Annotated in this window: 30 protein-coding genes and 1 pseudogene; 20 read left to right on the top strand and 11 right to left on the bottom strand. The window is 71.1% G+C overall.

Going from position 1 to position 26,075, the window contains the following annotated elements; translation table 11 throughout:
* The first annotated feature begins 78 nt into the window (after positions 1–78).
* The 7 genes from ACTWPV_RS34245 (at position 79) to ACTWPV_RS34275 (ending at position 6,198) form a co-directional block, all read left to right on the top strand.
* Positions 79–765 (top strand): response regulator, encoded by a 687-nt coding sequence (locus tag ACTWPV_RS34245; protein WP_132606428.1) that lies wholly within the window; start codon positions 79–81, stop codon positions 763–765.
* A complete protein-coding gene (locus tag ACTWPV_RS34250) occupies positions 762–1,589 on the top strand; it encodes a glutamate ABC transporter substrate-binding protein (RefSeq protein WP_347647496.1) in 828 nt (275 codons plus the stop codon). Before ACTWPV_RS34245 ends, ACTWPV_RS34250 begins: the two co-directional genes overlap by 4 nt.
* A gap of 81 nt (positions 1,590–1,670) precedes the next feature.
* Positions 1,671–2,414 carry an amino acid ABC transporter ATP-binding protein gene (locus ACTWPV_RS34255; protein ID WP_443154933.1) on the top strand — a complete coding sequence of 248 codons (744 nt, stop codon included), beginning with the start codon at positions 1,671–1,673 and terminating at the stop codon, positions 2,412–2,414.
* An 8-nt stretch (positions 2,415–2,422) separates the two neighbouring features.
* Positions 2,423–3,250, top strand: coding sequence for a glutamate ABC transporter substrate-binding protein (locus tag ACTWPV_RS34260; RefSeq protein WP_347647494.1), 828 nt, complete (start codon positions 2,423–2,425; stop codon positions 3,248–3,250).
* 4 nt (positions 3,251–3,254) lie between these two features.
* On the top strand, positions 3,255–3,923 hold the full coding sequence (locus ACTWPV_RS34265) for an amino acid ABC transporter permease (RefSeq protein WP_347647493.1): 669 nt from the start codon (positions 3,255–3,257) through the stop codon (positions 3,921–3,923).
* Positions 3,920–4,723, top strand: a complete 804-nt coding sequence (locus ACTWPV_RS34270) for an amino acid ABC transporter permease (protein WP_443154934.1) — start codon at positions 3,920–3,922, stop codon at positions 4,721–4,723. The genes ACTWPV_RS34265 and ACTWPV_RS34270 overlap by 4 nt, the downstream gene beginning before the upstream one ends.
* A 56-nt stretch (positions 4,724–4,779) precedes the next feature.
* Positions 4,780–6,198 (top strand): amidase, encoded by a 1,419-nt coding sequence (locus ACTWPV_RS34275; RefSeq protein ID WP_443154935.1) that lies wholly within the window; start codon positions 4,780–4,782, stop codon positions 6,196–6,198.
* Between the two features lie 45 nt (positions 6,199–6,243).
* On the opposite strand, the gene ACTWPV_RS34280 is transcribed toward ACTWPV_RS34275, so the two are convergent.
* Positions 6,244–6,474 carry a hypothetical protein gene (locus tag ACTWPV_RS34280; RefSeq protein ID WP_443154936.1) on the bottom strand — a complete coding sequence of 77 codons (231 nt, stop codon included), beginning with the start codon at positions 6,472–6,474 and terminating at the stop codon, positions 6,244–6,246.
* A gap of 220 nt (positions 6,475–6,694) precedes the next feature.
* Here ACTWPV_RS34280 and ACTWPV_RS34285 point away from each other — a divergent pair, with 220 nt between their 5' ends.
* From ACTWPV_RS34285 to ACTWPV_RS34305, 5 genes are all read left to right on the top strand, one after another.
* A complete protein-coding gene (locus tag ACTWPV_RS34285; RefSeq protein ID WP_443154937.1) occupies positions 6,695–7,111 on the top strand; it encodes a DUF6069 family protein in 417 nt (138 codons plus the stop codon).
* A gap of 38 nt (positions 7,112–7,149) precedes the next feature.
* Positions 7,150–8,031: an ABC transporter ATP-binding protein gene (locus ACTWPV_RS34290; RefSeq protein ID WP_443154938.1), complete on the top strand. Its 882-nt coding sequence runs from the start codon at positions 7,150–7,152 to the stop codon at positions 8,029–8,031.
* Positions 8,024–8,764: an ABC transporter permease gene (locus tag ACTWPV_RS34295; protein WP_443154939.1), complete on the top strand. Its 741-nt coding sequence runs from the start codon at positions 8,024–8,026 to the stop codon at positions 8,762–8,764. Before ACTWPV_RS34290 ends, ACTWPV_RS34295 begins: the two co-directional genes overlap by 8 nt.
* A 106-nt stretch (positions 8,765–8,870) precedes the next feature.
* Positions 8,871–9,209: an ArsR/SmtB family transcription factor gene (locus ACTWPV_RS34300; protein ID WP_443154940.1), complete on the top strand. Its 339-nt coding sequence runs from the start codon at positions 8,871–8,873 to the stop codon at positions 9,207–9,209.
* The gene (locus tag ACTWPV_RS34305) at positions 9,206–9,679 is read left to right on the top strand and encodes an SRPBCC domain-containing protein (protein WP_443154941.1); all 474 of its coding nucleotides are present in this window, start codon (positions 9,206–9,208) and stop codon (positions 9,677–9,679) included. Before ACTWPV_RS34300 ends, ACTWPV_RS34305 begins: the two co-directional genes overlap by 4 nt.
* A 91-nt stretch (positions 9,680–9,770) precedes the next feature.
* On the opposite strand, the gene ACTWPV_RS34310 is transcribed toward ACTWPV_RS34305, so the two are convergent.
* The 3 genes from ACTWPV_RS34310 to ACTWPV_RS34320 form a co-directional block, all read right to left on the bottom strand.
* Positions 9,771–10,541, bottom strand: coding sequence for a class I SAM-dependent methyltransferase (locus tag ACTWPV_RS34310; protein WP_443154942.1), 771 nt, complete (start codon positions 10,539–10,541; stop codon positions 9,771–9,773).
* 101 nt (positions 10,542–10,642) lie between these two features.
* Positions 10,643–11,272 (bottom strand): hypothetical protein, encoded by a 630-nt coding sequence (locus ACTWPV_RS34315; RefSeq protein WP_443154943.1) that lies wholly within the window; start codon positions 11,270–11,272, stop codon positions 10,643–10,645.
* Positions 11,273–11,316: 44 nt separating this feature from the next.
* Positions 11,317–11,748 carry a hypothetical protein gene (locus tag ACTWPV_RS34320; protein WP_443154944.1) on the bottom strand — a complete coding sequence of 144 codons (432 nt, stop codon included), beginning with the start codon at positions 11,746–11,748 and terminating at the stop codon, positions 11,317–11,319.
* A gap of 252 nt (positions 11,749–12,000) precedes the next feature.
* Between ACTWPV_RS34320 and ACTWPV_RS34325 the strand changes: the two genes are divergently transcribed.
* On the top strand, positions 12,001–12,333 hold the full coding sequence (locus ACTWPV_RS34325; protein ID WP_443154945.1) for a hypothetical protein: 333 nt from the start codon (positions 12,001–12,003) through the stop codon (positions 12,331–12,333).
* Between the two features lie 263 nt (positions 12,334–12,596).
* Here the strand turns inward: ACTWPV_RS34325 and ACTWPV_RS34330 are convergent, their stop codons facing one another.
* On the bottom strand, positions 12,597–13,154 hold the full coding sequence (locus ACTWPV_RS34330; RefSeq protein ID WP_443155103.1) for a GNAT family N-acetyltransferase: 558 nt from the start codon (positions 13,152–13,154) through the stop codon (positions 12,597–12,599).
* A gap of 255 nt (positions 13,155–13,409) precedes the next feature.
* Between ACTWPV_RS34330 and ACTWPV_RS34335 the strand changes: the two genes are divergently transcribed.
* From ACTWPV_RS34335 to ACTWPV_RS34345, 3 genes are read left to right on the top strand one after another with little or no spacing between them, the layout of a single operon-like run.
* Positions 13,410–14,027 (top strand): TetR/AcrR family transcriptional regulator, encoded by a 618-nt coding sequence (locus ACTWPV_RS34335; protein ID WP_347647480.1) that lies wholly within the window; start codon positions 13,410–13,412, stop codon positions 14,025–14,027.
* Positions 14,024–14,224 carry a ferredoxin gene (locus tag ACTWPV_RS34340; RefSeq protein ID WP_347647479.1) on the top strand — a complete coding sequence of 67 codons (201 nt, stop codon included), beginning with the start codon at positions 14,024–14,026 and terminating at the stop codon, positions 14,222–14,224. The genes ACTWPV_RS34335 and ACTWPV_RS34340 overlap by 4 nt, the downstream gene beginning before the upstream one ends.
* A 1-nt stretch (position 14,225) precedes the next feature.
* Positions 14,226–15,503, top strand: a complete 1,278-nt coding sequence (locus ACTWPV_RS34345; protein ID WP_443154946.1) for a cytochrome P450 — start codon at positions 14,226–14,228, stop codon at positions 15,501–15,503.
* Between the two features lie 29 nt (positions 15,504–15,532).
* On the opposite strand, the gene ACTWPV_RS34350 is transcribed toward ACTWPV_RS34345, so the two are convergent.
* Entirely contained in the window at positions 15,533–15,682 is a 150-nt protein-coding gene (locus tag ACTWPV_RS34350) for an MFS transporter small subunit (protein WP_347647477.1), read from the bottom strand.
* Positions 15,679–16,980, bottom strand: coding sequence for an OFA family MFS transporter (locus tag ACTWPV_RS34355; protein WP_443154947.1), 1,302 nt, complete (start codon positions 16,978–16,980; stop codon positions 15,679–15,681). The genes ACTWPV_RS34350 and ACTWPV_RS34355 overlap by 4 nt, the downstream gene beginning before the upstream one ends.
* A 389-nt stretch (positions 16,981–17,369) precedes the next feature.
* Here ACTWPV_RS34355 and ACTWPV_RS34360 point away from each other — a divergent pair, with 389 nt between their 5' ends.
* Positions 17,370–19,991: an MXAN_6230/SCO0854 family RING domain-containing protein gene (locus ACTWPV_RS34360; protein ID WP_443154948.1), complete on the top strand. Its 2,622-nt coding sequence runs from the start codon at positions 17,370–17,372 to the stop codon at positions 19,989–19,991.
* Here the strand turns inward: ACTWPV_RS34360 and ACTWPV_RS34365 are convergent.
* Complete coding sequence (locus ACTWPV_RS34365) at positions 19,985–20,584, bottom strand: TetR/AcrR family transcriptional regulator (protein ID WP_443154949.1); 600 nt, start codon at positions 20,582–20,584, stop codon at positions 19,985–19,987. The genes ACTWPV_RS34360 and ACTWPV_RS34365 overlap by 7 nt on opposite strands.
* Before the next feature lie 98 nt (positions 20,585–20,682).
* Here ACTWPV_RS34365 and ACTWPV_RS34370 point away from each other — a divergent pair, with 98 nt between their 5' ends.
* Positions 20,683–21,570 (top strand): TIGR03620 family F420-dependent LLM class oxidoreductase, encoded by an 888-nt coding sequence (locus ACTWPV_RS34370; RefSeq protein WP_443154950.1) that lies wholly within the window; start codon positions 20,683–20,685, stop codon positions 21,568–21,570.
* 49 nt (positions 21,571–21,619) lie between these two features.
* Here the strand turns inward: ACTWPV_RS34370 and ACTWPV_RS34375 are convergent, their stop codons facing one another.
* Both ACTWPV_RS34375 and ACTWPV_RS34380 read right to left on the bottom strand, forming a co-directional pair.
* Positions 21,620–22,030, bottom strand: a complete 411-nt coding sequence (locus tag ACTWPV_RS34375) for a cupin domain-containing protein (protein WP_347647471.1) — start codon at positions 22,028–22,030, stop codon at positions 21,620–21,622.
* Between the two features lie 30 nt (positions 22,031–22,060).
* Complete coding sequence (locus ACTWPV_RS34380; RefSeq protein ID WP_443154951.1) at positions 22,061–22,801, bottom strand: SDR family oxidoreductase; 741 nt, start codon at positions 22,799–22,801, stop codon at positions 22,061–22,063.
* 225 nt (positions 22,802–23,026) lie between these two features.
* On the opposite strand from ACTWPV_RS34380, the gene gdhA reads away from it, so the two are divergent.
* On the top strand, positions 23,027–24,370 hold the full coding sequence (gdhA, locus tag ACTWPV_RS34385; protein WP_443154952.1) for an NADP-specific glutamate dehydrogenase: 1,344 nt from the start codon (positions 23,027–23,029) through the stop codon (positions 24,368–24,370).
* Positions 24,371–24,458: 88 nt separating this feature from the next.
* On the opposite strand, the pseudogene ACTWPV_RS34390 reads toward gdhA, so the two are convergent.
* Positions 24,459–24,584: pseudogene (locus ACTWPV_RS34390) on the bottom strand (SAM-dependent methyltransferase); the annotation flags it as partial.
* 88 nt (positions 24,585–24,672) lie between these two features.
* Between ACTWPV_RS34390 and ACTWPV_RS34395 the strand changes: the two are divergent.
* Entirely contained in the window at positions 24,673–26,073 is a 1,401-nt protein-coding gene (locus tag ACTWPV_RS34395; protein ID WP_443154953.1) for a tetratricopeptide repeat protein, read from the top strand.
* Positions 26,074–26,075 lie beyond the last annotated feature (2 nt).

The raw sequence follows: 26,075 nt of genomic DNA on the forward strand, positions 1-26,075 counted from the left end.
AGAGCAAAAGTCGATCTTTTGTGATAAAAGCCCCCTAAGCTGCTAGAACCCCCTAACAGCAGGACGAGGAGCGTGGCGATGCCTGAGCCCAGGGACATCACCGTTCTCATCGTGGACGACGATCCGGTCGTCACCGCGGCACTGCACGCGCAGGTGAACCGGGTCCTGGGCTTCAGGGTGGTGGGCATCGCCCACAGCGGGCACGCGGCGCTCGCCGCCGCCGCCCGCTTCGCGCCCCGGCTGGTCCTGCTCGACCTGCACCTGCCGGACCTGCCGGGGCTCGAAGTGGCGCACCGGCTGCGCCGGCCCGACCAGCCGCCCGCCGACGTCATCGTGATCTCCGGCCGCAAGGAGTCCGCCACGGTCCGCGCGGCCATCCAGCGCGGGGCCCTGTACTACCTCGTCAAGCCGACCCGGGCGGGCACGCTGGAGCAGACGCTGCTGCGGTACGCGGCGACGGTCGCGCAGCTGGAGTCGGGTGGCCGCTTCGCCGAGCAGCAGGAGATCGACCGGATCTTCCGCTCGCTCCACCTCGACCAGGGGGCCCGGCCCAAGAGCATCTCCGCCGCCACCGAGCAGGCGGTGCTCGACGCGCTGGCCGGCGTCGACGAGGACGCCTCCGCGCACGAGCTCGGCGAGCTGATCGGCGTCAGCCGGGCCACCGCCCGCCGCTATCTGGAGCACCTGGCCGAGCGCGGCCTGGTGGAGGGACGGCCGAGATACGGCCCCACCGGCCGCCCGCAGCACCGGTACCGCGTACGGTGACCGCGCTCAGGGCGCTGCTCGCCGTGCTGTTATGCCTGCTGGCCGCAGGTTGCGGCGAGGCGAGCCCGTTCCCCGACGGCTCCACCATGAAGCGGATCAGGGATCGCGGCGTCCTCACCGTGGGCATCAAGTTCGACCAGCCGCTGTTCGGCTACAAGGACCCGGCCAGCGGCCGGATCACCGGCTTCGACGCGGAGATCGCCCGGCTGGTGGCCAAGGACCTCACCGGCAGCGAGCGCAACATCCGCTTCGTCGAGACCGTGTCACGCGAGCGGGAGAACTTCCTCAAGCAGGAGGTCGTGGACCTCGTCATCGCCACGTACTCGATCACGCCGGCCCGGGCCGAGCTGGTCACCTTCACCGACCCGTACTACTACGCCGGGCAGGACATGCTGGTCAGGTCCGGCGACTCCACCATCCGCGAGGTGTCCGACCTCGACGGCAAGCGGGTCTGCACGGCCAAGGGCTCCACGTCCGTCGAGCGGCTGCGCACCCTCCTGCCCGGCGCCGACCTCGAGATCGTCGACGTCTACAGCGTGTGCGTGCCGGCGCTCATCTCCGGGCGCATCGACGCGGTCAGCACCGACGACACCATCCTGCACGGGCTGATGGCCCAGCATCCCGACACGCTGCGGCTCGTGGGCAAGCCGTTCGGGCGCGAGCCGTACGGGATGGGGGTCCGCAAGCAGGACACCGTGTTCCGCGACTACCTCAACGGGCTGATCACGCGCTGGCTGCGTGACGGGCAGTGGGACCGCGCCTTCATGTCCACCATCGGGGTCTCCGGCGCCACCTCGGAGTCGTCGAAACCCGCTAATCGCTGAGCAGAACGCTCACAAGCCTCTGCGCGGAACACGCGCCTCCTACGGTTACGCCAACGCTGACCGACACGAGGAGCGTGACGCATGACCCAGGCGGACCTGATCGTCCTGGACCAGGTCAACAAGCGCTACGGCGAGCACCATGTGCTCAGGGACGTGAACCTGACCGTCAAGCAGGGCGAGGTCGTAGTGATCATCGGCCCGTCCGGGGCGGGCAAATCGACCCTGTGCCGCGCGATCAACCGGCTGGAGACCATCGACTCCGGCGTGATCAGCGTGGACGGGACCCCGCTGCCCGCCGAAGGGCGGCAGCTCGCCCGGCTCCGCGCCGAAGTGGGCATGGTCTTCCAGTCCTTCAACCTGTTCGCGCACAAGACCGTCCTGGACAACGTCGTCCTCGGGCAGGTCCACGTGCTCAGGCGGCCCAAGGACGAGGCCGTGCGCAAGGCCCGGGAGCTGCTCGACCGGGTCGGCATCGGCGGCCAGGCGGCCAAGTTCCCCGCCCAGCTCTCCGGCGGGCAGCAGCAGCGGGTGGCCATCGCCAGGGCGCTGGCCATGGACCCCAAGGTGATCCTCTTCGACGAGCCCACCTCGGCGCTCGACCCGGAGATGGTCAACGAGGTGCTCGAGGTGATGACGGCGCTGGCGCGCGACGGCATGACCATGGTCGTCGTCACCCACGAGATGGGCTTCGCCAGGCGCGCGGCCGACCGCGTGGTGTTCATGGCCGACGGCGAGATCGTCGAGCAGGACACCCCCGACGGTTTCTTCGGCGCCCCGAGCAGCGAGCGCGCCCAGTCCTTCCTCGCCAAGATCCTCACGCACTAAGGAGTGTCATGTTCGGCAGATCCCTCTATGCCGTTTTCGCCGTCGTCACGCTGGCCACCGCCTGCGGCGGCGGCCAGGAGAGCTACGCCTCCGTCGTGGACAAGGCCAAGAACGCCAAGAAGCTGGTCATCGGCGTGAAGGCGGACCAGCCCGGGCTCGGGCTGCGCACCCCCAACGGCGACTTCTCCGGATTCGACATCGAGGTCGCCACGTACGTCGCCAAGCAGCTCGGGGTCGAGGCGAAGGACATCACCTGGAAGGAGACCGTCTCCGCCAACCGGGAGGCGTTCATCGAGCAGGGCCAGGTGGACATGGTGGTGGCCACGTACTCCATCACCGACGCCAGGAAGCAGAAGGTGTCCTTCGCCGGACCGTACTTCGTGGCCGGGCAGGACCTGCTGGTGCGGGCCGCCGACGCGGCGCTGACCGGGCCGGAGGCGCTCAACGGCAAGAAGTTGTGCTCCGTCGCCGGCTCCACCCCGGCGCAGAAGGTCAAGTCGGAGTACGCCAAGGAGGTGCAGCTGCAGGAGGAGCGGACGTACTCGGCGTGCGTGGACCGCGTCCTCGGCGGCCAGCTCGACGCCATCACCACCGACGACGTGATCCTCGCCGGCTACGCCGCCCAGCACGGCGGCAAGCTCAAGGTGGTCGGCAAGCCGTTCAGCACCGAGAAGTACGGCATCGGGCTGAAGAAGGACGACACGGCCGGGCGCAAGGCGGTCAACGACGCGCTGGAGAAGATGTTCTCCGACGGGAGCTGGACGAAGGCGCTGCAGGCCAGCGTCGGCTCCTCGGGCTTCACCCTGCCGGAGGCCCCGAAGCTGGAGCGGTACTGATCCCATGGACGCGCTGCTGATCGAGGGCGACACCGTCTTCGCCGCGTTCTGGATGACGGTACGGCTGACGGCCGTCAGCGCGCTCGGCTCCCTCGTGCTGGGGGTGCTGCTGACGGCCATGCGGGTGGCGCCGCTCGCCTCCCTGCGCGGCGCCGCGAGCGTCTACGTGTCCGTGGCCCGCAACACGCCGCTCACCCTGGTGCTGCTCTTCACCGGGCTCGGCGTCGGCGCGAACCTCGGTGTGGAGCTGTCCGACGACATCGCGACCAACAACTTCTGGCTCGCCGTCATCGGGCTGACCGCCTACACCTCGGCGTTCGTCTGCGAGGCCCTGCGCTCCGGGCTCAACACGGTGCCGGTCGGCCAGGCCGAGGCCGCCAGGTCGCTGGGGCTCGGCTTCGTCAAGACGCTCGGGCTCATCACGCTGCCGCAGGCGTTCCGCTCCGTCGTGGCGCCGCTGGGCAGCATCATGATCGCGCTGACCAAGAACACCACGATCGCGCTGGTGGTGGGCGTGAGCGAGGCGTCCGTGCGGATGCGCGAGATGATCGAGACGTACGGGGACCAGGTGATCGAGATCTTCTTCGGCTTCGCCGCCGGATTCGTGCTGCTCTGCCTGCCCATGGGCCTGGCGTTCGGCTGGTTGTCGCGGCGGATGGCGGTGGCGCGATGACGTACGCGAACCTCTACGAGCCCCCCGGGCCGCGCGGGATCCGGCGCAACCGGACATTGGCCGCGGGCGTGGCGATCGTGCTGCTGGCGGTGGCCTACTTCGTCTTCGTGCGCTTCGACGAGAAGGACCAGTGGGCCGCCGACAAGTGGGCCCCGCTGCTGCGCGGCGACGTCTGGGCCACGTTCATCCTGCCCGGCCTGGCCGGGACGCTGGCCGCGGCCGTGACCGGAGTGGTGCTGGCCGGGCTGTTCGGGATCGTGTTCGCCACCGCCCGGATGTCCGACCACCGGTGGATCCGGGTGCCCGCGGCCGCCGTGGTGGAGTTCTTCAGGTCCGTCCCGCTGCTCCTGCTCATCTTCTTCGCCTTCTTCGGGTCGTTCGCGCTGCTGGGCACGAACATCTCCGCCTTCAGCGCCGTCGTCTTCGGACTCACCCTCTACAACGGGTCGGTGATCGCGGAGATCATCCGGGCCGGGGTGCAGAGCCTGCCGCGCGGCCAGCGGGAGGCGGCGTACGCGATGGGCATGCGCAAGGGGCAGGTGATGCGGCTCGTCCTGCTGCCGCAGGCGCTGCGGGCCATGATGCCGGCCCTGGTCAGCCAGTTCGTGGTGCTGCTGAAGGATTCGGCGCTCGGGCTGATCGTCGGCTATGACGAGCTGGTGGACCGGGGCCTGAACGGGATCGCGGCCAACTTCTCCAACGTCATCCCGGCGGCGATCCTCATCGCGGCCATCTTCATCCTCATCAACCTCAGCCTCGACCGCCTCGCCCACCGCCTGAGCGCCACCCGCCGGTCCTAGCCCGGGCGCGGGGGGTGCCCGGCGGGAGGCGGGCGGGATGCCGTACAAAGGGATGCATGCCGACACCCCCAGAGCCCATCAGGACCGGACCGTTCGCCGGGCGCACCGTGGCCGCGCTCGGTCAGGACCTGCGCGAGGGACGCACCACCGCGACCGAGCTGGCCCGCCAGGCGCTCGACGCCGTGGCCGGCCTCGACCCGGCGCTCAACGCGTTCGTCACCGTCGACGCCGCCGGGGCGCTGGAAGCCGCCCGGCGGGCCGACGGCGAGCTGGCCGAGGGCGCCGATCGGGGCCCGCTGCACGGCATCCCGGTCGGCGTGAAAGACCTCATCATGGTCGCGGGCCTGCCCGCGACCATGGGGTCGCGGCACTTCTCCGGACATGTCCCCGGCCAGGACGCGGCCTGCGTGACGCGGCTCCGCCAGGCCGGCGCCGTCATCATCGGCATGACCACGACCCACGAGTTCGCCTACGGCCCCACGGGCGACCGCTCGGCCACCGGGCCCTCCCGCAACCCCTGGGATCCCGCGCGCATGTCGGGCGGCTCCAGCGGCGGCAGCGCGGCCGCGGTGGCGGCGGGCATGGTCCCGCTCGCGCTCGGCACCGACACGGGCGGCTCCGTCCGCATCCCGTCCGCGCTGTGCGGGATCGCCGGGTTCAAGCCCGCGTACGACGCCATCCCCTCGGACGGCGTCTTCCCCCTGTCGCGCACGTTCGACCACGTCGGCGTCCTCGCCGCCGACGCCCGCGACTGCCTGCTGGCCTACCGCGCTCTGACCGGACATGAGGCCGAAACTGGCACGGGACCGGGCTCCGGGCTGGACACAGGGCTGGACACAGGGCAGAACGTGGGACCGGACGCCGGCCGGGTGCGGGTGGCGTGGCTCGATCCGGCCGGGCTGTTCCCCGGGGACGCGCGCGTCGTGCGCGCGGCGCGGGCGGCGTCGGGGGCTGAGGAGGAGGTCCGGCTCGCCGTCGGCGTCGGCGGCGAGCTGTGGGAGACGTACACGACGATCCAGGGGTGCGAGGCGGCCGCCGTGCACGCCGAGCGCCTCGCCGAGGCGCCCGAGCTGTTCGACGCCGAAGTGCTCGACCGCCTGCGGGCCGCCGCCGAGACGCCCGGCTGGCGGTACGTACGCGCCATGGCCGCCCGCGAGCGCCTGGCCCGGACGGTCGGGGAGCTGTTCGGCCGCCACGACGTGCTCGCGTTGCCGGCCGTGCCGATCACCGCGCCCCCGATCGACCGGCGCGAGATCGTGCTCGACGGCGAGAAGGTCACCGTCAGGGCCGCCCTGCTGGCGTACACGAGCCCGTGGAACGTGCTCGGCCTGCCCGCGCTGACCGTACCGGCCGACCAGATGACCGGCCCGATGACCGGACTGGTGGACGGCCTGCCGGTCGGGGTCCAGCTCGTCTGCCGCCCCGGACGGGAGAGGCTGCTGTTCGAGGTGGCCGCCCGCCTCACGCGCTCCTGATCGCGCACCCCCCGGGGGACCCGTCCTTGTGCCCCACGTCGGACGTCAGCGCGCGGGCGGGCGCACCGTGAGGGTGCCGCTGCCGGTGTCGAGGTCGGCCACCGTGCCCAGCGGGACGGCGCGGGGATCCGGGCCGTGCCCGAGTTCGAGGCCCCCGAGCACGGGGATGCCGAGCGGGACGATCCGGTCGCGAAGAACATCGACGCAGCCGGGTGAGGTCTTCGACCGCGGCGAGGTCGGGGAAGCCGGCCGGAGAGACGAGGGCGACGTGGTCACCGACCCGTAAGCGCGGCCAGGTCGTTTCCGCCGGCTGGTTCGACGTGGTCATCATCGCACTTTTTCATGCCTTGCCCGGACGCGTCTCGTCCGTCACGCCATCGGTGCAGGTGACAGGCCCATCCCCTACCAAAGTCGGAGCCGCTCCCCACCGGGGAAGGGCACGGCGCGACCGCGCGCCCGATGTGGCGGACCGGGCCGGCGGGAGAGGCTGACCGACATGAACACCTCCCCGAACGCCCCCGTGCACCCCGCCCCCTCCATGAACACCCCCGTCAGAAGGATCCTCACCGTGATCGGCGCGTCCGCGGCCGCCCTGGCAGGCTGGGTCCTGGCGGTCCCGGTGGCCGGAATCGCGCTGACCGCGCGGATGGGCGGCGGCGCCGAGCAGGTCGGACCGGCGGCGGTCGTGGTGGCGAGCCTGGTGGCCGGGCTGGCTGGCTGGGCGCTGCTGGCCGTTCTCGAGCGGTTCGTCTCCCGGGCCGGCCGGCTCTGGACGATCGTCGCCCTGGCCGTGCTCGCCCTGTCCCTGCTCGGCCCGCTCGGCAGCGCCGTCGGCGCCGCCTCGACGCTGGTGCTGGTGCTGCTGCACCTGATCGTCGGCGCCGTCCTCGTTCCCGGCCTGCCACGGCGATGACCGCACCCCTGCCGGCCCCACGACACAGGAGACCCGACATGACAGTCCTCGCCAGGGCGATCGACGCCACCCGCCGCTACGGCGACGTGCTCGCACTCGACCACGTCTCGCTCGACATCAGAGCGGGGGAAGTGGTCGGCCTGCTCGGCCCGAACGGCGCCGGCAAGTCCACCCTCATCAACCTCTTCGTGGGGCTGCGCCGGCCCACCTCCGGCACGGTGGAGCTGTTCGGCGGCTCGCCGCTGGACCCGGCCATGCGGCGCGGCATCGGCATGACCCCCCAGGAGACGGGCCTGCCCGAGTCGCTGCGCGTCGGCGAGATCGCCGGCTTCGTCTCCGCGCACTTCCCCGACAGCGTCGGGACAGGCGAACTGCTCGACAGGTTCGGCCTCGGCGACCTGGTCAGGCGGCAGGTCGGCGGCCTGTCGGGCGGGCAGCGGCGGCGGCTGGCGGTGGCGCTGGCGTTCGCGGGCAGGCCGCGGCTGGTGTTCCTCGACGAGCCGACGACCGGCCTGGACGTCGAGGCCAGGCGGGCGCTGTGGGAGGGCATCAGGTCCTTCCACGAGGAGGGCGGCACCGTCCTGCTCACCAGCCACTACCTGGAGGAGATCGAGGCCCTGGCCGAACGGGTCCTGGTGGTCGGCAACGGCCGCGTCCTGGCCGACGACGGCGTGCGGGCCGTACGCGGCATGGTGGGCACCCGGCGCGTCTCCCTCGTCGCCGAGCACCTGCCGCACCTGCCGGGCGTGCTCGGCGCCGAACGCTCGGGCGACCGGATCGACCTGGTCGTCAACGACCCCGACCGGCTCGTCGTGGAGCTGGTACGCAGCGGGGTGCCGTTCTCCGGCCTGGAGATCAGGCCGGCCACGCTGGAGGAGGCCTTCCTCACCCTCACCTCGAAGGAGCCCGCACATGTCTAACCTGGTCCTCGCCCACACCCGCTACCTCGTGATCGAGCAGATCCGGGTGCCGATCGCCATCCTGGCCAGCGCGTTCTTCCCGGCCGTCTCGATGGTGGCGTTCGTGGTGCCGTTCGCGGGCCAGGACCCCGTGGCCGCGACGACGGCGACGGGCTCGCTGATGTTCTTCGGCGCCATGTCGGCCGCGCTCATGGGGCTCAGCAGCGCGGTCGCGCAGGATCGCGACCTGCCGTGGAACCCGTACCTGCGCACGCTGCCCGCGGGCCCGTTCCCGCGCTTCGCCGGGCGGATCCTGTCGACGCTGGTCGTCATGCTGCTCTCGGTGATCCCCGTGCTGGTGGTGGCGGCGCTGTTCACGCAGGCCACGATCACGCCGGCCGGGCTGCTGCTGGGGATCGGCGCGCTGGTCGCAGGCGTGGTGCCGTTCATGCTGATGGGGTTGTGCGTCGGCTTCCTGCTGGCCTCGAAGGCCGCCATGGCGGTGTCGCAGCTGCTGTTCTTCCCCATGGCCATCCTCGGCGGGCTGCTGCTGCCGCCGCAGGTCCTGCCGGGGTTCGTGCAGGCCGTCTCGCCGTACGTGCCCACCAGGGGCGCGGCCGAGCTGATCTGGTGGGCGATCGCCGGCGCCCGGCCGGGCGTGGTGCCGCTGGTCATGCTGGCCGTCTGGACCGGCGCCATGGTGGCCGCCGCCGCCTGGGCCTACCGCCGCGACGAGGGCAGGCGCTTCACCTGACCGGCCGGCCGGGAACGGCGAAGGAGGCCGGCCGGGGTCCGCTCCATCGGGCGGCGCGAACACTTAGCCCTTGCGCTAACCATGACGGCACGCAATACTTAGCCGCATGGCACAGTATTCGGCACAGCTGGACGGGGTGTTACTCGCCCTCGCCGACCCGACCCGGCGCGCCGTCGTCCAGCGCCTCGGGCACGGGCCCACGAGCGTCGGCGACCTCGCCCGCGACTTCCCCATCACCCTCCCGTCGTTCATGAAGCACGTACGGACCCTCGAATCGAACGGGCTCATCCGCACGACCAAGACCGGCCGGGTACGCACCTGCGTGCTCAACCGCGAACGCCTCGCCCTCGTCGACGACTGGCTCGGCGAGCAGCGCCGGATCTGGCGGGAACGCACAGACCGCCTCGAACAGTTCGTCACCGACCAGCAGGAGGACACGCCATGAACCCCGACCTCGACCTCGGCCTGGAGCGGATCATCCGCGCCCCGCGCACCACCGTGTGGAGCGCCTGGACCGACCCGTCCAAGCTGGAGCAGTGGTGGCTCCCCGCACCCTCCCGCTGCCAGGTGGAGCGCCTGGACCCGCGGCCCGGAGGAGCGTTCGTGACGCGGATGAGCGACGGCGGGCCGGAGTTCGTCCCCCACCTGGACGCCTGCTTCCTCGCCGTGGACGAGCCCGAACGGATCGTGTTCACCAACGCCGTCACCAGCGCCTGGCGCCCCGCCGCCCCCGCCCCCGTCGCCATGACCGCCACGATCACGCTGAGCGACCACCCCGACGGCACCGACTACCGGATCGTCGTCCGGCACGGCGACCCGGAATCCCGTGCCCACCACGAGAAACTCGGCTTCGCCGACGGCTGGGGCTCGGTCACGCGCCAGCTGGCCGCCTTCGCCGAGAGCATGGCACCGTGACGAGCGGCCCGACCGCCGATGAACGAGCGCTTGAGTTGCGGGAATCGTCCGCCGAAACGCGCAGTCACGACGATCGACCGTTACGGGGCGCCTAGCCGGCTTCGAGAACGAAGAACAAGAAGCACAGGAACCTCGTGCGGGTGGGCTCGATCTCACGGAGCTCATCGGGGAACAGCTCGCGGGCTTCCGGCACGAAGGGCGGTTCGCTGACGACGCTGATGCGAAAGCCCGCCGCGGTGAAGGCTTCGGTCATCGCGTGCAGCGGCCGGTCCCAGAACCTCATCCGGACGGTCTGCCCACCCATGACCCATTCGTCGGTCCGGCTGCGGGTCTCGAAGTACGTGGGCCTTTCCCCGGCCATGTGCTGGAAGAGAGCGACGGAGAAAGGATGGTCGACCGAGACGAGGAGTCTGCCACCAGGCTTCAGCACGCGTCTCAACTCGGCCAGTGTCGGTCCCCAGTCTTCCAGGTAGTGCAGCACCAGCGACGCGACGACGTCGTCGAACGCGCCATCGGGAAAGGGCAGCGGGCCGGCCAGGTCGGCGACCTGCAGATCCGCGTCGGCGCCCAGCCGCTGCCGGGCCTGCTCCAGCATCCCGGCACTCGCGTCGACGCCGGTCACGATGGCGCCTCGATCGCGCAGCTCGGCGAACAGGGGACCCGCGCCGCAACCGGCATCGAGGATGCGCCTTCCGGTGACGTCCCCGGCAAGCTCCAGCATCGCGGGCCGCTCGTAGTACGCGTTCAGGAGGCTCGTCTCGTTCTCGGCCGCGTACCCCTCAGCCATCCTGTCGTAGTCGTTGATCGGGGAGGGCTGTGCGGTCTCGACGTGATCCTCGGGCATGGTAGGCATGCGGGCCATTGTGGCCCAGCGATCTCGGCGGCACAGACATACGGCAGATCCTGACCAAGGCGGACACGCAGGGCCAACTGTCGCGCCGTTCGGACCGCCGCCGTTTGGCTTCACATTTCGTCAAATGGCTCGATGCCGGACGGGCTCGGCGAAGCCTGGTCAGGCAGCGACAGTGCTGCGGATGGAGCGTCCAGCAACCCGTGATCCAGCCGGACGCCGCTTTCCAGCTCGACCACGGTTAAGCAGGCCACGAGCATGTCCACTGCGGCCTCGGCCTCCTCGCTGTCGTAGCCGCTTGCGAAGAAGTCGGCGTAACCGATCAGAGGGCCGAGAAACCCAGTCCAATGGGCGAAAGGCAGGTTGGCCGGTTCGGGATGTTCAACCCAGCCCTCGTCAGGCCCGTAACGCACAAACATCGAGGTGTTGCACGCCATGTCCAAGGTCACGCGCCAGTGCCGGAAGCCCTCGCCGGCCAGCCGGTCAGTCACCTCCTGGCGCGCCTCTGTCGGATTGATCCAGTCCAGGGTGACGATGCCTGCGCCGACTTGGTGAAGGGAAAGACTGCCCAAGCTGTGCGGCTGCCCAGGACCGCGCAACGCGGCCGGATCGAGTCCCATGCGCCTCACCGCGTCCTCGATGGTGAGGACGCCGGAGCGGGGCATCGTCACCGTGTAGGCGATGGTGTCCAACCCGAGGTCCTCCAGCATGTCGGCGTAGCGCGTAACGATCTCATCGAGCACGATCGAGTCACCTTTCTGAGGTCGACTGACAAGTAGGCGCGCTTTCACCGGGGAAAGCGCAGCTCGATCTTGGCATCAAGGCGGGGGGAGAGATCATGCGGGATCGCCAGCCCTCGCCGGTCAGCAGTGCCTGCTCGGAGCACCCGGCTATCCCATCGGGTAGGGGCCAGATTCCCAAGGGCGTCATCCTTCGCCAGCCAGTCGTGGAAGGTCCACCCAAGGTGGACGTCGGTGCCGGTGGGGAGCATCTCCGGGGTGCCGAAATAGATCGCCAGGCGGAACAGCAGCTCATAGAGGTCCCAGAACGCCTTGGTGGGTTCGATGGGGACATCGCGGGGGCGGCGTAGCCGGGCCAGGAGGTCCTGCTGGATGCACGGATCTCTCGCTTCCGACCGGCTGGCTGGGGAGTTGGGCGTTGCCGGCGGCAGTTGCGGGCGCCGATGATGCGCCCTTGAGGGCCGAACGGTCCGTTGCATTCGCGCCGGTAGGGGGTGTCGCCGACGCTGATCCGGGTGTGGCAGGTCGGGTACCAGCCGGTCAGACAGACGCGATGCTGGGGGCAGACCACGCAGAGCAGCAGGTGCCAGGAGATGCGCCAGATCGGGTCGGGTCCTGCCGGGCAGCGGGGGCAAATAGCCGCGGTGTCAGCGCGCCAGGGCCAGGGCCGGGTGGCGGTGGTGCCGGTCCAGCTGTAGGTGATGAACTGGCCGCCTTGACCGGACAGTGCCATGCGCATCATGGCGCGGGCGCGCAGGCCGGTGGCGTCGCGACACGTTCTCGAAGACGTACTCGCCGTCGAAGATGGTGAGGAAGTCCTCGCCCAGGGTGTAGCGCGGCGGGGTGTAGTGAGGCAGACCGAGCAGGGACGCGACGGTGTCGCGGCGACCTCGGAGCTCACGCCTGTAGCCGCCTCGATCGCCCTGCGCATCTCCGGCGTCGCGACGATGCCGTACGCCAGTGTACGGACGTCACCTGACGTCCGTAGATCGAGCCCCAACGCCTCGACCATCGACCACGGCGGGCATCCGTTCAGTTCTCTGACATCTCCCGTGCCGTTCTGACATCTGCAAGCGCGCCAGACAACAGCTGTCCAAAGCCACCGAACATGACAGTGGGGCCCGCGGTTGACCTCGGCACTGCCATTTCGACGAGTGTCGAAATACCAGGCTTCGCGTCATCGAAGTTGACAGTACCCAGCCGAAGATCACGTTTCCTGACCGTGGCGACGCCGCATCCGTCTTGGATCCCCTGGCATATTCGTCGCCCCTACGATCGCCGTTGGGCGGGTGGCGATCGCTCTGCTGCGTGACGCCGTTGCTGTGATCTAGAGATTCCCCACGTAGATCCTTTGCTGGCGTTCGTTATAGGTCGCATGCCGTTCCAGACTGAGCCCGAGCTTCTCCGCCACCCGTTGAGAGGGCACGTTGTCCGGATTGATGATCGCAATGAGCTTGTCGAGGTGAAGGACGTCCCGGGCGTAGTCACGGCAGGCAGCCGCAGCCTCGGTGGCGTAGCCGTTGCCTTGGAGCTCGGCTCGGACCAGATAGCCGATCTCGATGTGAACGGTCCCCTCGACGTCCTGCGGCGTCAGGCCGCAGTTGCCGACGAACTCGCCGGTGTCCCGGAGTGTGATCAGCCACAATCCATGGCCGTACTTGCGGTAGAGACGCTGATTCCCTTCGATCCATCCCGAGGCTTCTTCACGTGTCTTCGGCCGCGGGTAGTACTGCATGACCTCGGGGTCGCCCAGAAGAGCCGCCATGTCATCAAGGTCTTCCCCAGTCATCTCGCGGAAGCTGAGTCTCTGAGTTGGACCTGGGAGGGAGTGCTGGCTCACCATGTTCCTTTCGTCAAGATCGCTTAGCTCATGAACGGATGTCATGTGGCAGGGCAAGGTTCTCACCGGTGGCTCCGAACGGTGGAGACCTGTCTGGGAGCGACATTTGCTTCATCGCTTTAGTGGCTGCGGCTCAGCCACCAGTGCGAGACGCCGGGGAAGATCAACTATCACGTTAAGTTCTCACTATCAGGTCAACTATCAAGTACCGCGCCGAACTGTCAGGTTGAGCGACGCCAGACAGCCACGCCGGTGCCGGGTGCCCTTGACGAATGAAATGAACGACTTTTTAATTCGCATATGGGGCGCATCGCCGGTGTCACCGCCGCGGAGACACGGGAGCGGCTGCTGCGCGCGGCCGCCGACGCCTTCGCCGAGCGCGGATACGACGGCACCCGCGTCGCCGACATCGCGGCCGCGGCCGGGGTGAGCAACGGCGCGCTCTACGCGCACTTCGGTTCGAAGGCGGACCTGCTCGTGGCGGCCCTGCGCGCGCACGGCCGCAGCATGCTCGCCGACCTGCTGGCCGCCGACCCGAACCGGCCGGTCACGGAGCTGCTCCTCGTCATCGGCCGCCGGCTCCCCCGTAGGCCCGACGTCCGTGGCCGGCTCATCGTCGAGGCGCTCGTCGCGGCCCCCCGTGACCAGGACGTCGCCCTGCCGATGCGCGACTACATCGGCGAACGCGCCGGGCAGATCTCCGGGCTCGTCCGCGGGGCCCAGGACGACGGCGAGCTCGATCCCGCGCTGTCGCCCGACGCGCTGGCGCACTTCTGCCTCCTGCTGGCGATGGGCAGCGTGCTGGTCACGCCGGACCTGCACGCGGTCGCCGACGAGGAGTGGGCCGAGCTGCTCGCCCGTGTCGTGACGGTCCTCGGCCCCGCGGGCATCACAGAGAAGAAGGAGTCGACCCCGTGAAAGTACAGATCAACCCCGAACGGTGCCAGGGGCACGGGCGCTGCTACGACCTGGCTCCGAGCCTGTTCGGCGAGGACGACGAGGGTTACGGGCAGGTTCTCGGCCACGGCATCGTTCCGCCGGGCGAGGAGGAGGCGGCGCGCCTGGCGGTGGCCAACTGTCCCGAAAGGGCGATCGACGCGCACGAGGAGACCTGACATGGCCGTTGACGAGCGCTTCACGCAGGACTACCGGGACGGGCAGGACGACGAGTTCGTCGGCACCCGCAGCGAGATCGTCACCGGTCCCGTCTCCGACTGGACGACCGACTTCTCCCATCTGGAGCCCGAGTGGGCCGCCGACCCGTACCCCATCCAGGACGAGCTGCGGCAGGGCTGCCCGATCGCGCACACCGGGCGGTTCGGCGGCGGCTGGCTGCCGACGCGGTACGAGGACGTCGCCGCGATCGCCTACGACACCGAGCACTTCTCCTCGCGCGCGATCGTCATGAGCAACTACCGGCCGCCGCTCGACCTGGCGCCGGTCGGCGGCGTGCCCCCGATCTCCTCCGACCCGCCGTTCCACCGCGACGCGCGCAGGCTGCTGCTGCCCGCGTTCACCAAGAGCGCCGTCGCCAGGCGGGAGGCGGCCACGCGGGCCTACTGCCACTCGCTCATCGACGCCTTAGAGGGCCGGGGGGACGTCGACGCGGCCCGCGAGTACGCGCAGCACATCCCGGTACGCGTCATCGCCGACATGCTGGGCTTCCCTCCGGAGGACGGGCCCCGCTTCCGCGCGTTCATCGAGCATTCGCTCGAAGGCGTCAACCTGCCGCCCGAGGAGCGCATGGCGCACATGGGGGAGCTGTTCGACTACCTGCTGGAGCAGATCCGCGACCACCTCGACAACCCGCGCGACGACCTGACCACCTACCTCATCGAGGCGGAGCTGTACGGCCAGAAGCTGCAGCCGGCGCACGTGTCCGGCACGATGGCCCTGCTGCTCATCGCCGGCATCGACACGACGTGGAGCGCGATCGGCGCGTCCCTGTGGCATCTGGCGAAGACGCCGGCCGACCGGGAGCGCCTGGTGGCCGAGCCGGAGTTGTTGCCGACCGCGATGGAGGAGTTCCTGCGGGCGTACGCGCCGGTCACGATGGCGCGGCTGGTCAAGCAGGACATGCACTGGCGCGGCGTCGACATGAAGGCCGACGACTGGGTGCTGCTGTCGTTCCCCGCGGCCAACCGTGACCCGGCGCACGTCGAGCGGGCGGACGAGGTCGTCATCGACCGCGAGGTCAACCGGCATGTCGCGTTCGGCCTGGGCATCCACCGCTGCGTGGGCTCCCACCTGGCGCGCATGGAGTTGCGGGTCGCCCTGGAGGTGTGGCTGGAGCGGATCCCGGAGTTCACCCTGGCCGACCCGGCGGCGGTGACCTGGGCGACGGGGCAGGTCCGCGGGCCGCGGACGCTGCCTCTGCGCGTCGGGCGGGTGTGACTCCGGACGCCTGCGCGTCCCGGGACCGCTCAGCCGGAGAAGAGCTGGGTGAGCTTGAGGAACAGCTGGTAGACGCCGTACGTGAACGGCACCCCCACCCACGCCCATGCCAGCACCATCAGTCCCGTCCGCCGGTTCGCCGTGTCCGCGGCGCCCGCCGTGGCCGTCGTGTCCGTCATACCGCCTGCCCCTTCTCCGTCACGTTCTCCTGCCGTGGCCGCTCGTGGTACCTCTCGTGCACCGGCCGGATCAGCTCGTTGGCGACGAAGCCGACCGCGAGCAGGCCGATCATGATGTAGAGGGACGTGGTGTAGAGCGCGGGTCCCGACCGCCCCGCGGCCTCCTGCCCGTCGGCGATCGCGTTGATGATCAGCGGGCCGAGCACGCCCGCAGTGGACCAGGCGGTGAGCAGCCTGCCGTGGATCGCCCCGACCTCGTACGTGCCGAACAGGTCCTTCAGGTACGCGGGGACCGTCGCGAAGCCGCCGCCGTAGAAGGACAGGATGCCCAGCGCGCAGATGATGAACAGCGGCTTGGAGGTGTCGCCCGCCAGCGCGATCGCGAGATAGAGCACCGCGCCCACGCCCAGGTAGACGCGGTACATGTTCTTGCGCCCGATCAGGTCGGAGGTGGACGACCAGCCGAAGCGCCCCGCCATGTTCGCCAGCGACAGCAGCGCGACGAAGCCCGCCGCCCCTCCCGCCGCGACGGGCGTGGAGGTGCCGGAGAAGAAGTCGGCGATCATCGGCGCGGCCTTCTCCAGGATGCCGATCCCTGCGGTGACGTTCAGGCACAACACCAGCCACAGCAGGTAGAACTGCGGGGTGCGGACGGCGTTGCGCGCCGAGACGTCGGCGGTGGTGACCAGCCGGCGCGTGGCCGCCTCGCGCGGTTGCCACCCTTTCGGCGCCCACCCGTCGGCGGGAACGCGCACCAGCAGCACGCCCATGGACATGAAGACGGCGTAGACGACGCCGTGCACGACCAACGTCGTGGCGATCCCGCCCGTGCCGGTGCCGAACGTGCCGAGCATCTGCGCCGACCACGGCGAGGCGATGAGCGCTCCCCCGCCGAACCCCATGATCGCGATGCCGGTGGCCATGCCCGGCCGGTCGGGGAACCACTTGATCAGCGTGGAGACCGGCGAGATGTAGCCGATCCCCAGCCCGATCCCGCCCACGAAACCGTAGCCGAGGACCACCAGCCAGTACTGTCCCGTGGCCACGCCCAGCGCGGACAGCAGGAACCCGGAGGAGAAGCAGGCCATCGAGACGAACATCGCCCAGCGTGGCCCGTTGCGCTCGACCAGCGTGCCGCCGAAGGCCGCCGACAGGCCGAGCATGACGATGCCCAGCTGGAACGGCAGGGCGCTCTGGGTGCCCGACAGGCCGAGGGAGGATTCGAGGGGCGGTTTGAACACGCTCCACGCGTACGCCTGCCCGATCGCCAGATGCACGGAGAGGGCGGCGGGCGGCACCAGCCACCGGCTCCATGTGGGCGCCGCCACGGTACGGGAACGACTCAGGAAACCTGTGGGACTCGCGAACCTCGTACTGATTGCCACGAAGATACGGGTAACACATACGGTATGCCGTATTTCGCATCCGGAGCGGGTTTACGGCGAGCGGTCAAAACTGGTCGGCGAACGGCGTACGAAGCCCTCGCACGGGCGGCGGTCGGAGCTGTGATCAGCATGGGGAGAAAATGGGCGGCATGTCGTGATCTAGCCGAGTAAGGTGCCGGACAGGCGGCTCCTGGGCGTGCTTCCTTCTCCATCACCTTGGCTGAACAGCGCGCCCGCTCTCCGCCTCGCAGGCCGCGCGGGGTGCCCCCGCGCGGCCTCACTCACGTCCCGGGGGAGGTCACGTGAACGGTCCTGGCGAGATCCTGCTGCGCCGCCGCCGGACGGTCGCGCCCGGGCTGCTGGCCGCCGGATCCTCCATGCCGCCACCGGTCGGCAAGCTGCCCAGGCGGCTCGGCATGGTGCGCGCGGACGTGCCGTCCGGAGTGGCGGCGCTGGAGTTCGAGCTGCTGCAGCTCGGGTTCCTGATGTCGGCGGAGCTGTACCGGGCGCTGGCGGAGCTGGAGATGGCGGAGCTGGCGCGGGTGGGGCGGCGGTTGTTGCACTGCCTGCGCGACGAGGTCGGGGCGAACGCCACGCACGTGCCGTTGTTCCGGAAATTTCCGGACAGTGTGCCGGCCGACACCTCGGACTTCTACGTGCGCCGGGTGTTCAGCCTGCTGCTGCAGGACCCGGCCCGTCCCTGCGTGCTGTGCGGCGAGACCGGGACCGTGCGCCCCGTGTCGCCCTGTGCCCATCTGGTGTGCCGTACGTGCTGGGACGGCGCCGACTTCAGCGCCTGCCCGATCTGCCACCGGCGGATCGACCTGGACGACCCCTTCCTGCGCCCGTCGGAGAGAAGCGTCTCCATGCACCGGGAGGCCGTGACCACCACCGTGCTGCTGGGGTCGTGCCCCGACCCCGGCGCCGCCTGCCGCGAGCTGGCCACGGCCATGCTGGCGCGGCGCACCCCCATGCCGGCGCACGAGCGGGCCGAGCTGGAGATCCTGCTGGACGCCTGCTGGCCCGCGGCGCTCTCCTGGCTGCCGGAGACGATCCCGGTGAAGGAGACCAGAGCGGTGGTGCTGGCGCACGCGCTGCGCAGGGGAGCCGGCGAGCTGCTGCCCCGCCACGCCGGCACCGCCACCGACGTGCTGCGGATGCTGTCCACGCTGATGGGGGGCGACCCCGGGCTGCGGATCCGGCCGGAGCGCCGCACGTCGCTGCCCCGTGCGGTGCGGCGGGCCGTGCTGGCGTGCCTGGACGGGATGCCGTACCTGCTGGAGGACCTGCTGCGCCACCGGGAGCGGTGGAAGCACATGGCCGAGGTGCTGCACCCGCACGAGCAGCACGCCCGCTTCCCCGGCGCCGCGCTGGCGTTCGCGGCGCTGCGCGGCACCAGGCTCGACCCCGGCACGGCGTTCGGGCGCTCCCTGCTGGAGCGCGCGGCCGGCCATCCCGAGCTGGAGGTGCTGGACGGGCGCGTGCGCGCGAGGACGTTCTCGTCCCGCGTGGAGACGGCACTGGCGGACGGCCGCCACGCCGACGCCGTCACGCTGCTCTCGCACCGTCCGGGCGAGCTCCTCCGCCGCCTGTCCCACCTGCTGCGCGTGACGTACGCCCGCGGTGACGCGGCCGGCGAGCGCGCGACGTACGCCGGCGACGGCCCCGCGGACGGGCCGCGCGCCGCCGGGACGCCGCTGGAGACGCTGGAGGGCGCCGTGCGCCGGGTCGCGCCCGGGGTGCTGCTGGCCGCGCTCGGCCAGATCAGGACCCCGCCCGGCGGGACCAGGCTGTTCCTGCCGCGCGGCGGCACGGCGCGGTTCTGGACCATGCCCGACCGGCGGCCCGCACTGCCCGACGAGGTGGTGCTGGAGGCCGAGCGGCTGCTGTCCGGAGAGCTGCTGCGGCGCGCCGGCGAGCTGCCGCCGCTGCGCCGGGCCCTGCTGGACGAAGGGCTGGCCGACCTGGTCGCGCCCACCTCCGAACGTACGGCGGGCGCGGCGCTCGTCCGCCTGGCCCGCGGCAGCACCCAGCCCATCCCGCGCACCGAGCGGATCCGGTTCTTCCTGCACTGGGCCGAGCCGCCCGGCACCCGGGTGGACCTGGACCTGTCGGTGGCGGTGTTCGACGAGGACTGGCGCTTCGCGGGCCTGTGCGACTACACGCGCCTGCGCCTGGGCAAGGGGCTGGTGCACTCCGGCGACCTGACCTCCGCGCCGGAGCCGCTCGGGGCGTCGGAGTTCATCGACGTGGACGTGCGCGCCCTGCCCGCCCGCTACCTCGTCCCGGTGGTGTTCAGCTACAACGACGTGCCGTTCGAGGAGCTGCCGCGGGGCTTCGCCGGGTTCATGGAGCAGCCGGACGGGCTGTTCGACCCGCTGGCGGTGCGCCAGAAGTTCGACCTGGCGGGGCCGGCGAAGATCCTCGTGCCGCTGGTGGCCGACCTGTGGACGCGCACGATGCGCTGGACCGACCTCAATCTGTCCGCCGCCGGCTACGGCCACAACGTGGCGGGCAGCGCCGACGAGGTGGCCGCGCTGGGCGCCGCGATGGAGAGCGCGTTCGCCGGCCGGGTGACGTTGTGGGAGGTGGCCTGCTGGCACGCCGCCGCCCGCGCCGCCGACGTCGTGGTGCGCCGCCGCGACGGCTCACTCCGCCGGTACGAGCGCCGCCCCGGTGAGGACGTCGAGGCGTTCGCCGCGCGGCTCACCGCCCGCGCCGCCGGGCAGCCGTTCGCGCAGCCGTCGGGGTGCCCTCCGGAGGGCACCGACCTGGCGGTGCTGGTCTCCGGCGATCTCGGGCTGCCGGGCGCGCAGGTGTACGCGCTGCACCCGTACGGGCTCGGCGCGGCCCGCCTGCTGGACGCCGCCGACCTGCTGAGCGTTCTGGCTCCGGCGCCGGCGGCCGTCACGGCCCGTCACTGATCGTCCGGCGGGCCCTGGTCGGGGCGTCCCAGGCCTTCGAAGAGCAGCAGGAGCAGGCGATCGCCGGGGACATCGGCCCCCGCCATCTGCTCGCGCGCCCATGAGGTGCCCGCGACCAGGGCCAGGAACTCCAGCGGCGCGACGTCGGCGCGGACCTCGCCCGCCCCCTGCGCGCGGGTCAGCAGCGCGGTCGCCGCGCCGCGCATCGTCTCGCAGGATGCGTGCAGGGCGGAGGCCGGGTCATGCAGCGTCGCCGTCACCGCCGCGGTCAGCCCCCGGTAGACGGTGGTGGTCCGCACGAAGTCGAGCGTCCAGGTGATCAGCGCCTCGCGGGGCGACGGGTGGGCGGCGAGCTGCCGCGCGCCGGCGGCGAGGGCGTCGAACCGTTCGCGCAGCAGCTCTGCCAGCAGCGCCTCCCGCGTGGGGAAATGCCGGTAGAGGGTGCCGACGCCGACCCCGGCGCGCGCGGCGACGTGCTCCAGCGAGGCGTCGGTGCCGTGGTCCAGGAACGCGGTGCGCGCCTCGGCCAGCAGCCGGTCGCGGTTGCGCCGCGCGTCGGCCCGCATGGCGCGCCGGGTGGTGGTGTCGCCCATATCCGCCTCCTGGGGTTCGCGAACCGGAGCCTCCTTCCGTATCGTAGACTCCAGATAAGCGGAGGCTGGCTCCGCTAAGGCCCCGGACAGGAGTGACGATGACCCCGACACAGGACCGCCTCGGCCGCTTCGGCGTGTGGATCGCGCCGATGACGCTGCTGCACACGCCGGTGGTTAGGCAACGGGAGCAGTTCGCGCGGATCGAGCGACTCGGGTACGGCTCGGTGTGGACGGGCGAACCTCCCGCGGCCTCCCCCATCGCCGGGCGCGACATCCTCACCCAGCTGGCCGTGGTGCTCGCCGCCACCGAACGGCTGGTCGCCGGCGCCGGCGTCGCCAACATCGCGATGCGCGACCCGCGGGCGGCCCACAGCGGTGCGGCCACGCTCGCCGAGGCGTACCCCGACCGCCTCATCCTCGGCCTCGGCGGCCACGGCGGCGAGCGTCCGCTGGCCGGGCTGGGCGCCTACCTGGACGCCATGGACGAGGCCGCCACCCGCATCCTGCCGGAAGCCCGCTACCCGCGCGTCCTCGCAGCCCTCGGCCCCAAGGCGCACCGGCTGGCCGCCGGACGGGCCGGCGGCGTCCACCCCTTCCTGCAACCCGTCGAGCACACCCGGGCCGCGCGCGACGCTCTGGGCCCCGGGCCCCTGCTGATCCCGCATCTGGCCCTCCTCCCGGACACCGACGAAGCCCGCGCCAGGGGACGGATCCGCGCCCTCTTCGACGCCGGCGGCCGCGAGAACGCCTACACCGCCAACTACCGCAGGCTCGGGTACGGCGACGCCGATCTCGACGGCGGGTACAGCGACCGCCTCGTCGACGCCATCGTGGCGTGGGGGGACGACGAGGCCATCGCCGCCAGGGCAGAGCGGCACCTGGCCGCCGGCGCCGACCACGTCCTGCTCCACCCGCTGGCCGACGACCTGACGGCCACGGTCGACCAGCTGGCGCGGCTCGCCCCCCGCCTGCTCCCCCGCGCCTGACCACGGGCGGTCGGACGGGGCGGTCGGACAGGCCCGTCAGGCAGGGCCGTCAGACAGGGCGGGCGGCGCGCCGGTCGGCTCGCTGGGCGAGTTCCTCGTCGTCCACCAGGGTGAGCATCGGCTTGCCGGGCTCGCACAACATCGTCACGAGGAACCGGAGCGGGATGTCGTCGCGGTTGTTGCCGTCCTGGTAGTGGATGACGTCCCCGCCGGGCTCCCAGAACGCCTCGCCGGCGCGTACGACCCGCTCCGGCTCGCCTTCGAGCTCAAACAACATCTCGCCTTCCAGCACGTAGCCGAAGGCTGGTCCGTAGTGGCGGTGCGGCGGCGCGCCGGGGTCTCCGGGCGGATATTCGACGACCAGGGTCGTCTCGTGCGCCCCCTCGGGAATGTACGGCGGTTCCGCCTCCTGCACGATGGTGATCGCCGTCTGCCAGGCGTTCGATCGGTGTTCCCCCATGACGGTTTCCTCCTTGACGGGATGGGCGGGCTACTCGCCGAGCCAGCCGTTGTAGGTGATGTCGCCGCGGATCATGTCCTCGACGGGCACCAGCGTGTCCTGGTCGAGGTGGAGGCCGAAGTAACGGGCCTCCGGGTCGGTGACGACCTGGCGCGGGTCGTTCCAGGCGGCCAGGGCGTCGCGGAAGAAGTCGTCCATCAGCACCCGCTCGGGCCCGGCGACCTCGAGGCCGCCGTTCAGCGGGGCGCTCTCCGCGACCCTGCTGACCGCCGTGGCGACCTCCTCGCCGGCGATGGGCTGGAACCACACCGGCGCGATCCGTACGGCGCCGTCCTCGGTGGCGCCGTCGGCGATGCCACGGGCGAACTCGAAGAACTGCGTGGCGCGCACGATCGAGAACGGGATCGAGGACTTCTCGATCAGTTCCTCCTGGGCGGCCTTGGCCCCGAAGTAGCCCTGGCCCGGCCGCCGCCGTGCGCCGACCACGGACAGCGCGACGTGGTGCCCGACTCCGGCCGCCGCCTCGGCGGCCAGCAGGTTACGCGTGGAGGTCTCGAAGAACTCCCGCACGGCGGTGTCCTCGAACGACGGCGAGTTCGACACGTCGACCACCACCTGCGTGCCGGCCAGCGCCTCCTCCAGCCCTTCCCCTGTGAGCGTGTTGACGCCGGTGTTCGGCGAGGCCGGCACCGCCTCGTGACCACGTTCGCCGAGCTTGGCCACGACTTTCGACCCGATCATGCCGGTCCCGCCGATGACCACGATCCTCATGACGTTCCTCCCTGTCCGCCGGGAGCACAGCTCGCCCCCGCTCGCGAGCTAAGACAGGGCGGCGCACCCGCCTGTGACGCCCTCGCGGAAGATTTTGCGTTCCCCTGACCTGCTGTGCCCAGGCGCACACAGGCGTCACGAGATTCGCTAAAGGGGGTATACGGGTGCAGATCACATCAAGCCTCCCCTTACAGTGAGGAGCGCATGCAGTGAGCTGAGGAGTACGTGTTGCACGAGAAGCTGTCGTCGATCTACGACAACGTCCTTCGCCGCAACCCTGGTGAGACGGAGTTCCACCAGGCTGTGCGCGAGGTGCTCGAGAGCATCGGCCCGGTTCTCGGGAAGCACCCCGAATACGCCGAGTCGAAGATCATAGAGCGCATCTGCGAGCCCGAACGGCAGATCATCTTCCGGGTGCCGTGGGCCGACGACCGTGGCGAGGTGCAGATCAACCGCGGCTTCCGGGTGGAGTTCAACGGCGCTCTGGGGCCGTACAAAGGCGGGCTGCGTTTCCACCCGTCGGTCTACCTCGGCATCGTCAAGTTCCTGGGGTTCGAGCAGATCTTCAAGAACAGCCTGACGGGCCTGCCGATCGGCGGCGGCAAGGGCGGCTCCGACTTCGATCCGAAGGGCCGTTCCGACCGCGAGGTCATGCGCTTCTGCCAGAGCTTCATGACGGAGCTCTACCGGCACATCGGCGAGTACACCGACGTGCCCGCCGGTGACATCGGCGTCGGCGGGCGGGAGATCGGCTACCTGTTCGGCCAGTACAAGCGCATCACCAACCGCTACGAGTCCGGCGTCATCACCGGCAAGGGCCTGGCGTACGGCGGCGCGCAGGTCCGCACGGAGGCCACCGGCTACGGGTGCGCGTTCTTCGTGGACGAGATGCTCAAGGCGCGCGGCACGTCGTTCGACGGCCGGCGGGTCACGGTGTCCGGCTCCGGCAACGTGGCGGTCTACACCATCGAGAAGATCGAGCAGCTCGGCGGCCGGGTCGTCGCGTGCTCCGACTCCTCCGGCTACGTCCTCGACGAGAAGGGCATCGACCTCGACCTGCTCAAGCAGATCAAGCAGGTCGAGCGCGGCCGCCTGAACGCCTACGCCGAGCGCCGCGGCAACAACGCCACCTTCGTGGCGGGCCGCAGCGTGTGGGAGGTGCCGTGCGAGGTGGCGATGCCGTCCGCCACGCAGAACGAGATCACCGGCCGCGACGCCGCCGTCATGGTCGGCAACGGCTGCATCGCGGTCGGCGAGGGCGCGAACATGCCCACCACTCCGGAGGGCATCAAGGTGTTCCTGGACGCCGGCGTGGCGTTCGGGCCGGGCAAGGCCGCCAACGCGGGCGGCGTGGCGACCAGCGCGCTGGAGATGCAGCAGAACGCCAGCCGCGACTCCTGGACGTTCGAGTTCTCCGAGCACCGGCTCGAGGAGATCATGCGCGACATCCACGACCGCTGCCTGCAGACCGCCGACGAGTACGGCATGCCGGGCGACTACGTGGCCGGCGCCAACATCGACGGGTTCCGCCGGGTCGCCGACGCGATGCTGGCCCTCGGCCTGATCTGAGCGGGCCCCGCGGGCGAGGCCACGAGCCCGGGGACAGGAGGAACGCCTCCCTCGTGCGCGGCCAGGGCTCGCAGTAGTGCGTGGTGACGGCCATGTGCGACTGCCCCGGGAAATAATCCGTGCCGCCCAACAGGAGGTTCCACACCCGCGCGGAGTGCGGGACGGTGGTGTCGACACGGGACCGGCCCGGCGTGGCGTCGTCGTGGTCCGTCACGGCGCTCCTGTCCGGAGGTTCATCGGACGGTTCGCCACGACACCCGCGGCGAACCCGGGTCCGTACGCCTCCCCGTTACATTGGACCTGTGTTCGACGACCAGCACGGCCTGGCGATGAGCGGGGCGGGCGCCGCCGCGGCGCGGCACTACGATCGGGCCGTCCACGAGCTGCTGCACTTCCGGGCGGAGGTCGCCGCGGAGGCGAAGGCGGCGCTGGCCGGCTCCCCCGGCTTCCCCATGGGCAACGTCCTGTCGGCTTACCTGGGGCTGCTCACCACCGAGGCCGGCGACGCGCGCAAGGCCAGGGCGCGGTTCGGGGCGTTCCGCCGCACGGTCGACGAGGCGTCGCTGCTCCCCCGCGAGCGCGCGCACGTGGCCGCCGTGCAGGCGCTGCTCGACGGCGACTTCCTGCGGTGCGGCACGCTGCTGGCCTGGATCACCGTGGAGCACCCGCGCGACGCCCTGGCACTGGTGGCGGGTCACCAGATCGACTTCCTCACCGGCGACGCCCGCTCCCTGCGCGACCGCGTCGGCGGCGCCCTGAACGCCTGGCACGACGACGACCCGCATTACGGGCACGTCCTGGGCATGTACGCCTTCGGCCTCGAAGAGGCGGGCCACTACGACCGGTCGGAGGAGGTGGGGCTGCGCGCGGTCGAGCTCAACCCGCGCGACGTGTGGGGCATCCACGCGGTGGCGCACACGTACGAGATGCAGGGCCGCTTCGGCACCGGCCTGCGCTACCTCGACGCGCGGCTGCCCGACTGGTCCACCGGCACGTTCTTCAACGTCCACACCTGGTGGCACTACTGCCTGTACGCGCTGGAGTCCGGCGACCTGGCACGGGTGCTGGAGATCTACGACGCGGTGCTGGCGGACGGGCAGTCGTGCATGGAACTGCTCGACGCCGCCGCCCTGCTCTGGCGCCTCCATCTGGAGGGTTCGGAGCAGCACGAACGCTGGCGCGCGCTGGCCGACGCCTGGCCGCCGCGGGTGGCGGAGCCGTTCTACGCGTTCAACGACATGCACGCGGTCATGGCGTACGTCGGCGCCGGCCGCATCGGCGACGCCGAGCGGCTGATCGCGGGGCGGGAGGCGTACGTGCGGGAGCCGCGTCCCGGCGTCACCAACCACACCATGACGCTGCAGGTCGGGTTGCCGGTGTGCCGGGCCGTCGTGGCGTTCGGGCGCGGCGACCACGCCTCGGTGGTGGAGCTGCTCTACCCCATCAGGCATCGGGTCAACGAGTTCGGGGGCAGCCACGCCCAGCGGGACGCCGTGCAGAAGACGCTGCTGGAGGCGGCCCTGCGGGCGGGGCTTCGTGACGTCGCGCGGGCGCTGGTGAGCGAGCGGATCAACGTGCGGCCGTGCAGCCCGTACAACTGGCTCAAGCAGGCGGCGCTGGCCGACCGCCTCGGCGACCGCGCCGCCGCCGCGGCCGCCCGGCTCCGCGCCGGCGACCTGGCCAGGACCGGCGGCCGCGCATGACC

The sequence above is a fragment of the Nonomuraea sp. KM88 genome (genome assembly GCF_052245635.1).
Classification (GTDB): Bacteria; Actinomycetota; Actinomycetes; order Streptosporangiales; family Streptosporangiaceae; genus Nonomuraea.

Bases quoted from the DNA above. Each gene is read 5' to 3' on its own strand.
- ACTWPV_RS34245 (WP_132606428.1), top strand. From the start codon at position 79: ATGCCTGAGCCCAGGGACATCACCGTTCTCATCGTGGACGACGATCCG.
- ACTWPV_RS34255 (WP_443154933.1), top strand. From the start codon at position 1,671: ATGACCCAGGCGGACCTGATCGTCCTGGACCAGGTCAACAAGCGCTAC.
- ACTWPV_RS34260 (WP_347647494.1), top strand. From the start codon at position 2,423: ATGTTCGGCAGATCCCTCTATGCCGTTTTCGCCGTCGTCACGCTGGCC.
- ACTWPV_RS34265 (WP_347647493.1), top strand. From the start codon at position 3,255: ATGGACGCGCTGCTGATCGAGGGCGACACCGTCTTCGCCGCGTTCTGG.
- ACTWPV_RS34270 (WP_443154934.1), top strand. From the start codon at position 3,920: ATGACGTACGCGAACCTCTACGAGCCCCCCGGGCCGCGCGGGATCCGG.
- ACTWPV_RS34275 (WP_443154935.1), top strand. From the start codon at position 4,780: ATGCCGACACCCCCAGAGCCCATCAGGACCGGACCGTTCGCCGGGCGC.
- ACTWPV_RS34285 (WP_443154937.1), top strand. From the start codon at position 6,695: ATGAACACCTCCCCGAACGCCCCCGTGCACCCCGCCCCCTCCATGAAC.
- ACTWPV_RS34290 (WP_443154938.1), top strand. From the start codon at position 7,150: ATGACAGTCCTCGCCAGGGCGATCGACGCCACCCGCCGCTACGGCGAC.
- ACTWPV_RS34295 (WP_443154939.1), top strand. From the start codon at position 8,024: ATGTCTAACCTGGTCCTCGCCCACACCCGCTACCTCGTGATCGAGCAG.
- ACTWPV_RS34300 (WP_443154940.1), top strand. From the start codon at position 8,871: ATGGCACAGTATTCGGCACAGCTGGACGGGGTGTTACTCGCCCTCGCC.
- ACTWPV_RS34305 (WP_443154941.1), top strand. From the start codon at position 9,206: ATGAACCCCGACCTCGACCTCGGCCTGGAGCGGATCATCCGCGCCCCG.
- ACTWPV_RS34310 (WP_443154942.1), bottom strand. From the start codon at position 10,541: ATGGCCCGCATGCCTACCATGCCCGAGGATCACGTCGAGACCGCACAG.
- ACTWPV_RS34320 (WP_443154944.1), bottom strand. From the start codon at position 11,748: ATGCAACGGACCGTTCGGCCCTCAAGGGCGCATCATCGGCGCCCGCAA.
- ACTWPV_RS34325 (WP_443154945.1), top strand. From the start codon at position 12,001: ATGCGCATCATGGCGCGGGCGCGCAGGCCGGTGGCGTCGCGACACGTT.
- ACTWPV_RS34330 (WP_443155103.1), bottom strand. From the start codon at position 13,154: ATGACATCCGTTCATGAGCTAAGCGATCTTGACGAAAGGAACATGGTG.
- ACTWPV_RS34335 (WP_347647480.1), top strand. From the start codon at position 13,410: ATGGGGCGCATCGCCGGTGTCACCGCCGCGGAGACACGGGAGCGGCTG.
- ACTWPV_RS34345 (WP_443154946.1), top strand. From the start codon at position 14,226: ATGGCCGTTGACGAGCGCTTCACGCAGGACTACCGGGACGGGCAGGAC.
- ACTWPV_RS34350 (WP_347647477.1), bottom strand. From the start codon at position 15,682: ATGACGGACACGACGGCCACGGCGGGCGCCGCGGACACGGCGAACCGG.
- ACTWPV_RS34365 (WP_443154949.1), bottom strand. From the start codon at position 20,584: ATGGGCGACACCACCACCCGGCGCGCCATGCGGGCCGACGCGCGGCGC.
- ACTWPV_RS34370 (WP_443154950.1), top strand. From the start codon at position 20,683: ATGACCCCGACACAGGACCGCCTCGGCCGCTTCGGCGTGTGGATCGCG.
- ACTWPV_RS34375 (WP_347647471.1), bottom strand. From the start codon at position 22,030: ATGGGGGAACACCGATCGAACGCCTGGCAGACGGCGATCACCATCGTG.
- ACTWPV_RS34380 (WP_443154951.1), bottom strand. From the start codon at position 22,801: ATGAGGATCGTGGTCATCGGCGGGACCGGCATGATCGGGTCGAAAGTC.